At 67.5% G+C, this 12215-nt stretch carries 13 protein-coding genes; 6 read left to right on the top strand and 7 right to left on the bottom strand.

Annotation, left to right across the window (positions count from 1 at the left end):
* Positions 1–114: 114 nt before the first annotated feature.
* Positions 115–834, bottom strand: a complete 720-nt coding sequence (locus ACM9NP_RS05450) for a type 1 glutamine amidotransferase (RefSeq protein ID WP_415645474.1) — start codon at positions 832–834, stop codon at positions 115–117.
* Complete coding sequence (locus ACM9NP_RS05445) at positions 824–2047, bottom strand: MurT ligase domain-containing protein (RefSeq protein ID WP_415645494.1); 1224 nt, start codon at positions 2045–2047, stop codon at positions 824–826. Before ACM9NP_RS05445 ends, ACM9NP_RS05450 begins: the two co-directional genes overlap by 11 nt.
* Before the next feature lie 358 nt (positions 2048–2405).
* Between ACM9NP_RS05445 and mraZ the strand changes: the two genes are divergently transcribed.
* The 4 genes from mraZ to ACM9NP_RS05430 all read left to right on the top strand — a co-directional run bounded on the left by mraZ (position 2406) and on the right by ACM9NP_RS05430 (position 6706).
* Complete coding sequence (gene mraZ / locus ACM9NP_RS05440; protein ID WP_415645473.1) at positions 2406–2837, top strand: division/cell wall cluster transcriptional repressor MraZ; 432 nt, start codon at positions 2406–2408, stop codon at positions 2835–2837.
* Between the two features lie 138 nt (positions 2838–2975).
* A complete protein-coding gene (rsmH, locus tag ACM9NP_RS05435; protein WP_415645472.1) occupies positions 2976–3968 on the top strand; it encodes a 16S rRNA (cytosine(1402)-N(4))-methyltransferase RsmH in 993 nt (330 codons plus the stop codon).
* Positions 3969–4261: 293 nt separating this feature from the next.
* On the top strand, positions 4262–4561 hold the full coding sequence (gene ftsL, locus ACM9NP_RS23965) for a cell division protein FtsL (RefSeq protein ID WP_462933503.1): 300 nt from the start codon (positions 4262–4264) through the stop codon (positions 4559–4561).
* A gap of 3 nt (positions 4562–4564) precedes the next feature.
* The gene (locus ACM9NP_RS05430) at positions 4565–6706 is read left to right on the top strand and encodes a peptidoglycan D,D-transpeptidase FtsI family protein (RefSeq protein ID WP_415645471.1); all 2142 of its coding nucleotides are present in this window, start codon (positions 4565–4567) and stop codon (positions 6704–6706) included.
* A gap of 9 nt (positions 6707–6715) precedes the next feature.
* Here ACM9NP_RS05430 and ACM9NP_RS05425 read toward each other — a convergent pair whose 3' ends face one another.
* From ACM9NP_RS05425 to ACM9NP_RS05415, 3 genes are all read right to left on the bottom strand, one after another.
* Entirely contained in the window at positions 6716–7093 is a 378-nt protein-coding gene (locus ACM9NP_RS05425) for a hypothetical protein (protein ID WP_415645470.1), read from the bottom strand.
* Between the two features lie 111 nt (positions 7094–7204).
* Positions 7205–7957 carry a hypothetical protein gene (locus ACM9NP_RS05420; protein WP_415645469.1) on the bottom strand — a complete coding sequence of 251 codons (753 nt, stop codon included), beginning with the start codon at positions 7955–7957 and terminating at the stop codon, positions 7205–7207.
* A gap of 336 nt (positions 7958–8293) precedes the next feature.
* Positions 8294–8701 (bottom strand): DUF3224 domain-containing protein, encoded by a 408-nt coding sequence (locus ACM9NP_RS05415; RefSeq protein WP_415645468.1) that lies wholly within the window; start codon positions 8699–8701, stop codon positions 8294–8296.
* A 535-nt stretch (positions 8702–9236) separates the two neighbouring features.
* Between ACM9NP_RS05415 and ACM9NP_RS05410 the strand changes: the two genes are divergently transcribed.
* Entirely contained in the window at positions 9237–9755 is a 519-nt protein-coding gene (locus tag ACM9NP_RS05410) for a hypothetical protein (protein WP_415645467.1), read from the top strand.
* Between the two features lie 82 nt (positions 9756–9837).
* Here the strand turns inward: ACM9NP_RS05410 and ACM9NP_RS05405 are convergent, their stop codons facing one another.
* On the bottom strand, positions 9838–10467 hold the full coding sequence (locus ACM9NP_RS05405) for an NUDIX domain-containing protein (RefSeq protein WP_415645466.1): 630 nt from the start codon (positions 10465–10467) through the stop codon (positions 9838–9840).
* 313 nt (positions 10468–10780) lie between these two features.
* Between ACM9NP_RS05405 and ACM9NP_RS05400 the strand changes: the two genes are divergently transcribed.
* Positions 10781–11152, top strand: a complete 372-nt coding sequence (locus ACM9NP_RS05400; RefSeq protein WP_415645465.1) for a hypothetical protein — start codon at positions 10781–10783, stop codon at positions 11150–11152.
* 46 nt (positions 11153–11198) lie between these two features.
* Here the strand turns inward: ACM9NP_RS05400 and ACM9NP_RS05395 are convergent, their stop codons facing one another.
* Complete coding sequence (locus ACM9NP_RS05395; RefSeq protein WP_415645464.1) at positions 11199–12212, bottom strand: LacI family DNA-binding transcriptional regulator; 1014 nt, start codon at positions 12210–12212, stop codon at positions 11199–11201.
* Between the last annotated feature and the right edge of the window lie 3 nt (positions 12213–12215).

The following is a 12215-nucleotide window of genomic DNA, read 5'->3' as shown; positions in this document are numbered from 1 at the left end:
GAACGGCCGCCGCCGGCGGCCGTTCTCCGAGGATTTCGGTTCGACGTGGTCGATGCCGAACGGGATGTACGGCGTCGTTACCCGACCTGGCCGGGCCACCACTGTCGGGAGGTGTTACCTGGAGGCCAAGGCGTTGAAGCGTTCCCGGCGCAGCGATTCGGCCCACTGGTCGTCCAGCGGCGGTAGGGAGGCGCGGTCGACGCCGATCGCCCACGCGAGCAGCTGGTCGGCGAGCTCGGGGTTGCGAGCCAGCGCCGGACCGTGCAGGTACGTGCCGATGATCTTGTCCTGCCACGCGCCCTCGTGCGAACCGTTGTTGCCGATACCGTGCTCCACCTGCGCCAACGGAGTCACCCCAGGGCCGAGGTGCGTTCGTCCACCGTGGTTCTCGAAACCCGTCAGCACGGGCAGGTTCAGCGCAGGTGCGACGGGGCCGGACAGTTCGCCGACGGCGCGCGACTCGCCCCGGTCCGACGCCATGTCGAGCAGGCCGAGGCCACGGCACCGTTCCCCACTGGCGATGAACGACTCACCGAGGAGCTGGTAACCGGCGCACACCGCGAAAACGGTCTTGCCCTTCTCGTGGGTGTCGGCCAGCGCGCGATCGGCGATGAGCTTCTCGGCCGCCAGCGCCTGCGGGCCGTCCTCGCCGCCGCCGATGAGATAGACGTCCGCCTCGTGCGGGATCGCCTGGTCGGAGCGGACGAGAATCTGCTCGGCGAGAATGCCGCGCGCTTCGGCGCGGTGGGCGAGGATCAGCAGATTCCCGCGGTCGCCGTAGGTGGAGAGCAGATCGGGGTAGATCCAGACCAGGCGCAGCAGACTAGTTGACACGATCGAACTCCGCTCGGATGTCTTGGAAGGCGGTGTAATTGGCGATGACTTCGACCTCGCCCGACGGGAGCACGTTGATCGCCTCGGTGATGTCGCGGGCGACCTCGAACTTGACGTCGTTGACCTGCAAGCGGACGGCGAGATCCATGCGGCGGTCGCCGATGGCGATGACGCGGCGGTCGCGAACGGGTGAGAAGTCGACGTCGTAGATCCACGACGTGTCGTAGCCGTCGACCTCGCGGGCGTTGAGCGCCAAGACGACCGGGCACATCGGTTCGAGCATGTCGAACGCCTCCAGCCACCCGGCCGGGTTCTTGGACAGCAGCAACCGGAGTCGACGTCCATTGCGTCGGACGACCGCGTAGCGACCGGCGATCGACTTGACGTTGACCAGCAGCGGCGCGGCCTGCTGCGGGGCGATGCCGAACGCGGACGCGACCGCGAGCGCCGTCACGGCGTTGGCCCGGTTGACCTGGCCCGGGAGCCGCAGATCGAGTGGCACCCGGGATCCGTCGGGCGTGACCGCCGCGTTCCCCTCGACGCCCCAGGTGGGGCTCGGTCGGGTGAAGCCGCACGAGGTGCAACGCCAGTAGTCCCCGAACCGATCGAGGTGCTTGCGGCACTGCGGGCAGATCCACGAGTCCTCCTGCCAGCGTTGCCCACCGGCGAACCAGGTGACGTTGTTGCTGCCGCTCGCCGCCCACGCCACCCACGGGTCGTCGGCGTTGGCGATGATCGGGACGTCGGGGTGCTGGGCGAGGGCGTCCCGCCACTTCGCCGCGAGGCCGGAGACCTCCATCGCCCGGTCGAGCTGGTCTCGTGAGAGGTTCAACAGCGCGATGACCTGCGGCGTGGCCTCCGCCATCAGGCGAGGAAGGTAGTGTTCGTCCACTTCGAGTACACAGTTGACGGCGTCGCGCGCCTTCGCGAGCGCGGTCGTGTGTCCCGTCGGCATGTTCGCGCCGAACGAGTTCGTCGCGACGGGACCCGCCGCTTCGAGCGCCGCGGCGGTGAAGCGGGTAGTCGTCGTCTTGCCGTTGGTGCCCGAGATGAGGGCGACGCGTCGGCCGGCGGCGAGCAACTGCAACAGTTTGGGCTCGATCGTGAGGCCGACTTTACCGCCGATCACGGAGCCGTCACCGCGTCCGCTGGCGCGCGACAGTGCCGCGGCGGTACGGAGCATGGCGGTGGCGAGTTTCGCCCGTGGGGGCAGGTTGGTCATCGAGGCCGCCTTACCAAACGCATTGTCGAACTGGACGGGTCAAAGTTTGACACACGCGCCGCCATCGTCCGTTATGTGATGGCTTGTGACACCGAACGTTTCGATATCGATCGTTATGTCCGTTTCGGGAACGGCGTTCACTCGATCGTGCGAGCCGGGCCGAAGTCACCTCCACTTTTTGCCACCGTCATGACCTGCGATGTTGACTCAACGTGCCGGTGACGGTCGGCGAAAGGACCTGTGCGTGTGGAGGAGAGTGGAGTAAGGTGGAGCGCACTGGTGGGGCCGGTTGGCTCTTCGACGTACCTTTTCACCCGTTTCGGCGGGCCGGTGAGGGGAGTGGCTGCCGATGTTCCTCGGTACACACACCCCTCGCTTGGACGACAAGGGGCGGCTGATACTCCCGGCGAGGTTCCGTGACGAACTGGCAGGTGGACTGGTGATCACGAAAGGGCAAGAGCGGTGCCTGTACGTGTTCCCCATGGCCGAGTTCACGCGGATCGCCGACGAGCTCCAGAAGGCGCCGATGACGAACAAGGCGGCCAGGGCGTACAACCGGGTGTTCTTCGCCAGCGCGCATGACGAGATCCCCGACAAGCAGGGCCGTGTCACCATCCCGGTCCATTTGCGAGAGTACGCGGACCTGGATCGTGATCTGGTCGTGATCGGTGCCAGCACCCGAGTCGAGGTCTGGGACGCGAACAGCTGGAGCGAGTACCTGAGCGCCAGCGAGGACGCGTTCGCCGATGTCGAGGAGGGAGTACTACCCGCAGGGCTGTAAGACATCTCCATATCGGCACACGTCATACCGCCTGGTCTCCACCCGCCCGACGAGCACCTGACACTCCTTCCCCTGTGGCAGGTGCTCCGACGGGCGGTTGGGGTCCAGGCGGTATGGCTCACAGGACAGGCAGAGGTCATGATGACGCGATACGGCGCACCGGAAACCGCGCACGTCCCGGTCTTCCGGGACACGATCAGTCGGTTGCTCGCGCCCGCGTTGGATCGGGACGGCGCGATCGCCGTCGACGCCACCCTCGGCGCCGGCGGGCACACCGAGGCGTTCCTCGAATCCCACCCCGGCCTTCGTGTCTTCGGTGTCGACCGTGACCCCGACGCCCTCGAACTCGCGGGCGAACGCCTCGCCCGCTTCGGCGACCGGTTCACCCCCATCCACGCGGTGTACGACGAGATCGTCGACGCTCTCGCCGAACACGACGTCGACGCGATCGACGGGCTCCTGTTCGATCTCGGGGTCTCCTCGATGCAGCTCGACGTGGCCGAGCGCGGGTTCGCCTACTCCAAGGACGCCCCGCTGGACATGCGAATGGACCAGACGACCGGCGCGACCGCCGAGGACGTCGTCAACGACTACGGCGAACGCGATCTGGCGCGAATCCTGCGCGTCTACGGCGAGGAACGGTTCGCGTCGCGGATAGCGAAGGCGATCGTGACGCGGCGGGCCAGACAGCGCATCACGTCGAGCGCCGATCTCGCCGAGCTCGTCCGCGACGCGGTTCCGGCCGCGGCCAGGCGGCGCGGTGGCAACCCCGCGAAGCGCAGTTTCCAGGCGCTGCGGATCGAGGTCAATGCCGAGCTCGACGTGCTGCGCCGGGCGCTACCGTCCGCACTGGACATCCTGGCGCCCGGTGGACGCGTCGCCGTCCTGTCGTATCACTCGTTGGAAGACCGAATCGTGAAGCGGGAGCTCACCGACCGAGCGACGTCCTCGGCGCCTCCGGGCCTGCCGATGGACATCCCCGGTACGGCTCCCACGATGCGACTGCTGACCAAGGGCGCCCAAGCGCCCTCGGAGGCCGAGATTGCCGCGAATCCGCGCGCGGCATCGGCGAAACTGCGTGCCGCCGAGGCGATCGGCGAGCACGACGACAACCAGGGTCGAGACTCTTAAGGGGAGGTCGAGACATGAACCAGGCCAGGGGAATGAATCGCCCCACACGTGTCGACAGCGACGAGATCATCAAGAGCGCGCGACGTCGCGCTCGTGNCGCCGATTCTCGGCGGCGGGCTCTCGTCGGTGACGGCTCCGCGCTGCCCACGGACGGCGGCTTGGCGCTTCAGCCACTCGTCGATCCCGTCGAGGAGCTGCGGCCGGAGGTGACGCCGACCAGTGCGCCGGGGCGGCAGCGGAAGACCGTGCCGGTCGCCGCGCCGAGGAAGGCTCCGGCGGCGCGTCCGGTCGAGATGCCGCGCACGCCGTTCGTGTTGTCGGTGATCGCGTTGATCGCCGTTGGCATCGTCGGATTGCTGGTGCTCAACACGGCGATCAACGAGAACGCCTACACCTTGCAGGATCTGCACAACGGTCAGACGACCTTGGACAGCACCGAGGAGCGTCTGACCGATGAGATCGCGGAGCTGTCGGCGCCGGGCAACCTCGCCGCCGCCGCCGAGCGTCTGGGCCTCGTCGAGGCCACCGACATCACGTACCTGCGCCTGCCCGACGGCAAGGAACTGAAGATGCCGACACCGGGCGGAAACTAAGGAATGACCACGAAGGACGAGAACTCGGCGGGCGGCGACGCCCGCCGAGACGCCTCCCGAGGCGGGCGGCAGCGGAACACCCTGTCGCAGTCGCGCCGCTACCATCCGCGCGGCCAGTCGGTGCGAGACGCCGCCGAGTCCGACGACCGTCGTCGTCGAGTCTCGACGCGCCGCAACGAGCGGGACGCGTTCAGCCCGGCGCTGCGTCTCGTCGAAGGCGGCGCGGCGCGGACTCCACCGCGCCGCACGGCCGCCGCTCGTCAGCGGACCCGGCTGCGAGTCGCGGAGACGCCGATCGAGGCCCCACCGGTCGCTCGTAGTGCGAAAGCGCGTGCGGCGCAACGGCAGTCCGCCGTTCGCACGCCACCGCAGCCACGACGTGGCGGTCCTTCCCGGCGAGTCATCAAACGCAAGTTGCCGCGCATCGCCAACCCGCGCCGCCGTCTGCGGTTGGGCACCGTCCTGATCCTCATCATGTTCGTCATCGCCGGTGGCCGCCTCGTACAGCTCCAGGTGACCGACGCCGCCGCGTACGCCGCGGACGCGCTCCAACAGCGACTGTACACAGAGGTCGTTCCCGCTTCGCGTGGCTCGATCACCGACCGCAACGGCGAACTGCTCGCGTTCAGCGTCAACGCGCGGTTCGTGTACGCGGACCCGGAGATGGTCGAAGACGCGGGCGAGGCGGCCGCGATGCTGTCGCCGCTGCTCGGGATCCCCGCCTCCAAACTCGAGCCGAAGATGCAGCGTCAGGAGGACGACGAGGGCAACGCGGTCCGGTTCGTCTACCTCGCCCGTGGTGTCGACGCGACCGTCGGCGACACGATCGCCGAACTCGGCATTCCCGGGGTGCGAGTGCGCGCCGACGAACGCCGTGAGGTGCCCGGCCACGATCTCGCGGCCAACCTGATCGGCTTCACCGGTACCGACGGCAACGGGCTCGCCGGGTTCGAAGCCACCTATGAGGATGTTCTCCGTGGTGACGACGGGGAGCTCACCTACGAGGTCTCCGGCAGCGGCCAGAAGATTCCCGGTGGTTTCCAACGGGAGGAGGCCGCTCAGCCGGGTGACGACCTTCAACTCACCATCGACTCCGACCTCCAATACCAGGTCCAGAAGATCCTCGCCAAGACCGTCGAAGAGAAGAACGCGCAGTTCGGTGCCGCCGTCGTCATGGACGTCAAGACCGGCGAGGTCGTGTCGATCGCGAGCGCGCCGACCTACGACGCGGCAGATCCGTTCGGCTACGACGAGAAGCTGCGCGTCGACTGGGCGTCGGGTGCGGTAGTCGAACCCGGGTCGATCCACAAGGCCCTCGTCGTCGGCGCCGCGCTAGAGGAGGGCCTCATCAGTCGCGACGACCTCATGACGGTCGCGCCGACGATCCAGGTCGCCGAGACGACCTATCGCGACACCCACTATCACGACGAACGCCCGATGAGCCTCGGCGGAATTCTCGCGCATTCGTCTAATGTGGGCATCATTATGCTCGCGCAGCAGCTCGGACCCGAGAAGCTGTACGAGTACCAGCGCAAGTTCGGGCTCGGTTCCCCGACGGACGCCGGCATCGCCGGTGAGGCCGCCGGAATCGTCCGCCCGGCGTCGGATTGGTACGGCAGCGACCACGGGTCGATCCCGATCGGGCTCGGTGTCGCCGTCACCCCCTTGCAGATGGCCGCCGGCTACTCCGCGATCGCCAACGACGGCATGTACGTCCAGCCGAGCCTCGTGGAGTGCCGGGTCGCCCCGGACGGGAGGAAGACGTCGGTCGGCGATCCCGACAAGCACCGCCTGTTCTCCGCTTCGACGGCGCGCGACCTCCAGCACCTGTTGCAGGCGCCGATCACGGTGCCCGACGGCACCGGCACGATCGCCGAACTGCCGGGCTATCTCGTCGCGGGCAAGACCGGAACCGGTCAGCTCGTTCGTGACGGCGAGTACGCGCCCGGCGAGGTCGCTTCCTTCGTCGGGTTCGCGCCCGCCGACAAGCCGAAGTACACCGTCGCCGTTTTCGCCTACACCCCCGGTGGTGGCGGCGGAACCGTGACGGGGACGGCGTTCCGCGACATCATGCAGGTCACCCTGGGGCACTTCCGTGTTCCCCCGTCGCAGGAGGAACCGGCGAAGTTCGAGGTGTACGGCTGACGGGTTGCCTCAACCGACCAGACAAGCGATGCCGTCCTCGTTGACGTAGATGAACTGTGTGGGCGACTCCGCGACGTCGATGTCGAGCGATTCGCAGGTCGGTTGCGGGTAAGTCTCGGGGCCGTCGGGGAGCGCGTCCTCGGCGTCAGCGGTGACATCGAGCCGACCGGTGAGCTCCTCGGTCCTCTGTCGTAGGTCTTCCAGGTCCTTCAAGGCGTTGACGTGCGCGACGGCGAGTCCGGCGAGCCCCGCGGCGAGACAGCACAACGCGACGACGATTCCTCGGAAGCCGCGTTGTGACGGGCCGGTGTTCGCGGTGTCGGTGTCGGAGTCGGCATCGAGAGCTTCGACGGCTATGGAGGATGTCGGTTCGTCGTGCTTGGACACATTCGTCCCTTCGTGTTTGTTCCCCGGCAGTAAATATACGGTGTTCGATATGTCCGTTGTGGTCGCGGTGGCCTGGTGGGCTCGACCGGATCCAAGGCCGGTGCGGCGGCGTCACACCCAGCCGGTGTGCGCGGTCCGCCAGCGCATGCCGATCGCGACATGCTCGACGTAGCTCGCGTCGGCCATGGTGACCGTCCACATCGCGTACGGCCGTCGATGCAGTGGAAGCTCGGACATGTAGTCCCACGCCGGGCCGTAATCGAGATCGACCGGGTCGTGCCACTGTCGCATGTCCTCGCGCTCGTCGTCGGGTTCGAAAGGGGCACGGGCGAAGTCGGCCTCCGCAACGTCACTCCAGCTCGGAACCTGGAGCAGCGGTCCAAGCTCGTGTGCCCGCACGATCGAGGCCACCTCGTTCCGAAACAGATCGGGACGCCGAACGGTGGTCACGTAGTCGGACGTCTCGTCGGAACCGCTGCCCCAACTGAGTTCGTGAACGTCCGCCGACTTCCTGCGCGGTTCGACGACCTGCTTCCCGTCCTTCGTGAGCACGTAGCCGTCGGACGTGACGCGGACCGTTTCGCCCAGGAGGTAGTCGTGGAGTCGGCAGAACGTGGCCGCGCCTCGCATGCCGCCGGCGAGTGCCCGGACCTGGGCTCTCGACCCCGGATACCATTCGCGTCCCTCGGGTTCCGCGTCGGTCAGGTAGCCCATGCTGAGCAGCCACCAGGCATCGGTGAGCAACTCGACGGGCAGCGTCGCGTCGGGGCAGATCATGACGGCGTCGGGGTTGATCAGGTGGACTCGCCCCGTGACCGTCGCGTCCTCAACAGAATCGACGGAGATTGCGTAAAGATCGGTCATGGCCCTCTTTCGATCGGGTGTCGGCCGATCGACGATAGCCGCGATGCCTGACAGTTCGGCCCGGCAGCGATGGCGAGTTGCGCACGGGCCGTTGACATCTCGCTCTTCGTTTGTGGACTTGCTCGCCGCGTTTCGGTTTTCTGTGGGCGTTTCACGCCGCGTGTATTCGGCCGGGATCCGGGAGGGCTCGATGGAGCTTTGGGGATGTCGCGACGGCATGGTCGCGCTTCGATGACGTGTGAACGGACCTTCATGGAGCCACGGCGAACCGGAACCGTTCGAGGCGGTGACGGACTTCGTTGGCGCCCCGTTCTCGCGACCCGTCCCGGCCCGGAGTCAGTCCAGCGTGTAGTCGATGTGGATGCGGTGGATGCCGGAGGCACCGACGACGATATCGCCGGATCCCTTGATGCCTTGGAGCGCACCGGTTCCACCACCCGGGACGATGGCGAACGACCTGTCGAAGAGGTCCGTTCCCGTCGTCGACGCGGAGTGCGTGAACAGGAAGGTCCCCTCCGCGCCGTCGATGGAGCCGGTGAACGACTCCATGGCCAGGTAGGCGCCGATCCCCGTGGCGGGGTCGAAGGCGGAGGTGAAGATCGTCGCCGAGCGGCCGGAGATCCCGCCGTCGTAGCGCTTCGCCATCCTCGCCACACCGACGGGCACCGCCGTGTCCACCTCGAACGCCGGAGCGATCTCGGCGGGTGCGAAATCGTGTGTCGTGAATGTCCCCTCAACGCGCATAAGGTCCACCTTAGTCACTGGATCGCCGACTGGAAGCGTCGTTGCCGAGTCGGTCGAGTGTGTCGGTTCAAAACCGCGTAGATCGCCGCGACGCCATGGTGGGGCGACGTGCGGAACTGGAACATGAACCACCGGCAGGAAGGAAGACCCACCAAGCCGGGGAGCCGGGCCACGTCAACGACCGCGTGGAGAGCGTCCTTTGCGGCTTGGTGGGTCTTCATTACTGGCACGACAGAGCGGTTTCGGCACGTACGTCGCCCCACCAAGCCGTGAGTCGGTGACCAACCGGCTGAAGGGCTCCGTCTGCGCTGCAACGGAACTGCCTCTACCCTTTGGGCCCGGCTTTACTATGCCGTGGGGCGCGCCGTTGATCCGAAAGCGGCCGACCAGTCCGGACGCGAACGCGATCACCTTGTCACGGGCCACCGTCCAGCGTGGCGTGGATACGCGCTTGAACGGCGCAGAACGGCGGGACATGATGAGGACCGTCGTCGAGCATTGGTGGCTCATAGCTTCGTCCTGTCAGGAGGACACAGTGGAGACCCCCAGCCCGTACCGAGCGGCCGTTCTGGTCAGTCTCGGAATGGTGAACATCAACCGGGCCGGTTGGTGGGCCGCCGACTGGCTAGTCGAGGGCCATGACGGCGACGCTCTGCGGACCCTGGCCGGCTGCGATGACACCGATACGAGAGAGCTGAACGACCTTCTTCCGGAGGCGCTCGCCGACACCGGTCATCCACTGCCCGACGTACGGACCGCGCTGGCGCAGGTTCTACGGTGGACGGCGGAAGAAGTGCTGGCCGAGACGCGGACGGAGCTCGACGCCTGTCGGCTCATGACGGACTTGTTCTTTGAGTACCGTTCCGATCTGGAGGGGCAACCGATGGCGGAGCTCGCGTACTTCGACAGCGAGTGGGAGTTCCTTGAATCGAGCCGATGCGAGGTGGAGCTGCGGAGCGTCGTTCGGGAGGCGTGTCGACGGCAACTGGCCCTCGCCGATCTGTCGGCACGATCGGATTGGCGCCTGCCCGAACCCTGGGGAAGGAAGAGATAGCGAAGCCCTTCCTACCCTTGTCCGGCAACGCGACCGGCTCGTGGGCACTTGGCGTCCCGCGACGCGGTGGACTGGGGGTCGATCACGTCGGCGGTGGCGCCTGGCGGTGCGCGTCACCGCCGCTCGCGGCCTTGTTCAGGGCGGCGAGGAGCTTTCGGGTGAAGCGGTGCGCGTGCGGATCGAGGGTGTCGATCGGCGTGTCGAGGACGGTCGACGGCGACAGCCAGCGCATGTCGTCGAACTCACGGGTGTCGTAGTCGAGCCGCGCCGTCATGTCCCCGGCCAGGACGAACCACAGCGAGACGTCGGTGTGAGTCCCGGTGCCACGGGTTGATGTGACCGTCAGGAACAGAGGCGATCGGCCGATTGCCTGATGGGGAGCCGCGTCCATTCTCAGCTCCTCCCGACATTCGCGTTCCACGGTCTCCCACGGGGCTTCGCCCGGCTCGATGTGTCCGCCCGTCGGCAACCACAGACCGGCCTTGCGGTGTGCGCCGAGTAGGAGTGCGCCCGAGGCCCCGTCGACGAGGACGAAGTACGCGACGAGGTGCTTCGGCGGCTCCGCCGGTGGGCGAGTCCGATACAGCGCCGCGCCCGAATCGATCCACTGTCGAGCATCGGCGAGGTCGGCCGCCTCTTGATCGTCCCACGGAGTGATCGCGTCGAGCAGGAGGAGCAGGCCCGTGCGATCGGGCGAGGAGGGCGTCGTCATCGGGCCATCTTCGCAGCGTCCTGTACCCAGTCCTTGGGCGACCGTGGGCCCGCCTCCTCGTGCATCCGTCGACCGGTGGAGCGACCGGTGTCGACGGCGACGCGGTCCTCCTCGGTCCGCTCCTGTCGGCGTCCGCGCGGATCTGGGGCCATGGTCGAGCGTTCGGATCATGCCGTCCGATCCGTGCTCGGCAGGACTTGACCTCGTCGTTCCCTTTCTCCGCACGGGAAGCGTCAGTCGATCGTTGACAGTGGTCGGTACCGTCGAAGGTTCGCCGCGCCGAACGGGAGTCGCGGCGTTCGGAGTCAACGGGATGACAGTGGAGGCTGAGTTCACCATGCTCGTTCAGGACATTCACCGCCCGATCGCGGCGATCTGGCCGATGGCGGCGCCGGCCCTGGTCTCCAGCTTTCCGGACGGCCTGGTGTCCGAGCTGCCCGGCATGTACCGCGCGAGTGCGGCCTCGCCGGACGGCCCGGAGGTTCTGTTCGTGGTGCTGTGGTTGGAGGAGCTCGGACCCCAACTGACGAGGGTGCACCTGTCGGCCGTGGTCAATGCGGCGTGGACGGGGTACCAGGAGAAGCCGGAACGCATGGTCTACAACAACTTCGTCGCGTTGATCAACCGCGCGGAGGTCCCACCGCCCGCGCGCGGGGCCGATGCGCACCCCTTCACCGGGCGTTGACGTCCAGCGCACAGTCCTCGTCCAAAGAGATCGATCGCCGCGGGCGTCACGGCCCGCCGGTGGACGCTCGCTCGATGAGGGTCGGCTGGTACACCACCTGCTTCGGCGCGAAACCCGGCGCCCCCTCCGCCTCGGCGAGCAGGAGCTGAATGCCCGTCTCCCCGATCAGGCGGGCGGGTTGCCGAACCGACGACAACGGAACGATCGCGGCTTGGGCGAAGTCGATGTCGTCGTAGCCGACGAGCATGATCTCGTCGGGAACGCGCACGCCCGCCGACAGGATCAGGCCCTGAAGGATGCCGAACGCGAGAAGGTCGTTCGCGGCGAAGACGGCGTCGGGCCGGTCCGCCGGATCCATCGCGACGATGCGTTCGCCCGCGTGTCGGCCGGCGAGCACAGACTGGTCGGAGGTCTCGATGACGTCGAAACTCACTCCCCTGTGCTGTGATATGGCCTTGCGGGCCCCTTCGAGCCGGTCGGTGACCTGGCGGGTCGTCATCGGGCCGCCGACGAAGGCGATCCGCTCGCGGCCCCGCTCGATGAGATGCCCGACGGCGAGTTCTCCGCCGTAGACGTCGTCCACGGACACGCTGGAGATGCTGGCGTCGGCGAGCGCGCGGTCGACGAGCACGACGGGAATTCCCCTGGCGCGCAGACGTTCTACGGAGGACCACGCTTCGGCGATGGGGGACAGCAGCAACCCCCTGACCCGCTGCTCCTCGAAGAGCTCGACCTGGGTGGCCTCGCGGGTCGGGTCGTCGCGGCTGTCGGTGACGAGGACCGTGAAGCCCGAGGCGACGGCGGCGTCCTCCGCACCGCGAACGAGCTCGCCGAAGAACGGGTTGCCGACGTCCAGGACGACGAGCCCGATGCTGCGGCTGTGTCCTGCCCGGAGCTGACGCGCGGCGTCGTTGCGGACGTATCCGAGCTTGTCTATGGCATCGTGGACGCGCGCCACCGTCGCCGCCGCGACGCGTTCGGGCCGGTTCAGCACATTCGACACGGTGCCGATCGACACCCCCGCCAACGCCGCGACGTCCTTGACGCTCACCGCTCCCACGAT

Origin of the sequence: Stackebrandtia soli (genome assembly GCF_965137155.1) — a bacterium.
Lineage (GTDB): Bacteria > Actinomycetota > Actinomycetes > Mycobacteriales > Micromonosporaceae > Stackebrandtia > Stackebrandtia soli.
Note: the sequence above shows the minus strand (reverse complement) of the source record. Positions and strands in the feature narration are given on the sequence as shown.

Excerpts from the sequence above, each read along its gene's own strand:
- ftsL (WP_462933503.1), top strand. The coding sequence starts at position 4,262 with ATGCCGCGCACGCCGTTCGTGTTGTCGGTGATCGCGTTGATCGCCGTT.
- ACM9NP_RS05400 (WP_415645465.1), top strand. The coding sequence starts at position 10,781 with ATGACAGTGGAGGCTGAGTTCACCATGCTCGTTCAGGACATTCACCGC.
- ACM9NP_RS05420 (WP_415645469.1), bottom strand. The coding sequence starts at position 7,957 with ATGACCGATCTTTACGCAATCTCCGTCGATTCTGTTGAGGACGCGACG.
- ACM9NP_RS05415 (WP_415645468.1), bottom strand. The coding sequence starts at position 8,701 with ATGCGCGTTGAGGGGACATTCACGACACACGATTTCGCACCCGCCGAG.
- mraZ (WP_415645473.1), top strand. The coding sequence starts at position 2,406 with ATGTTCCTCGGTACACACACCCCTCGCTTGGACGACAAGGGGCGGCTG.
- ACM9NP_RS05430 (WP_415645471.1), top strand. The coding sequence starts at position 4,565 with ATGACCACGAAGGACGAGAACTCGGCGGGCGGCGACGCCCGCCGAGAC.
- ACM9NP_RS05405 (WP_415645466.1), bottom strand. The coding sequence starts at position 10,467 with ATGACGACGCCCTCCTCGCCCGATCGCACGGGCCTGCTCCTCCTGCTC.
- rsmH (WP_415645472.1), top strand. The coding sequence starts at position 2,976 with ATGATGACGCGATACGGCGCACCGGAAACCGCGCACGTCCCGGTCTTC.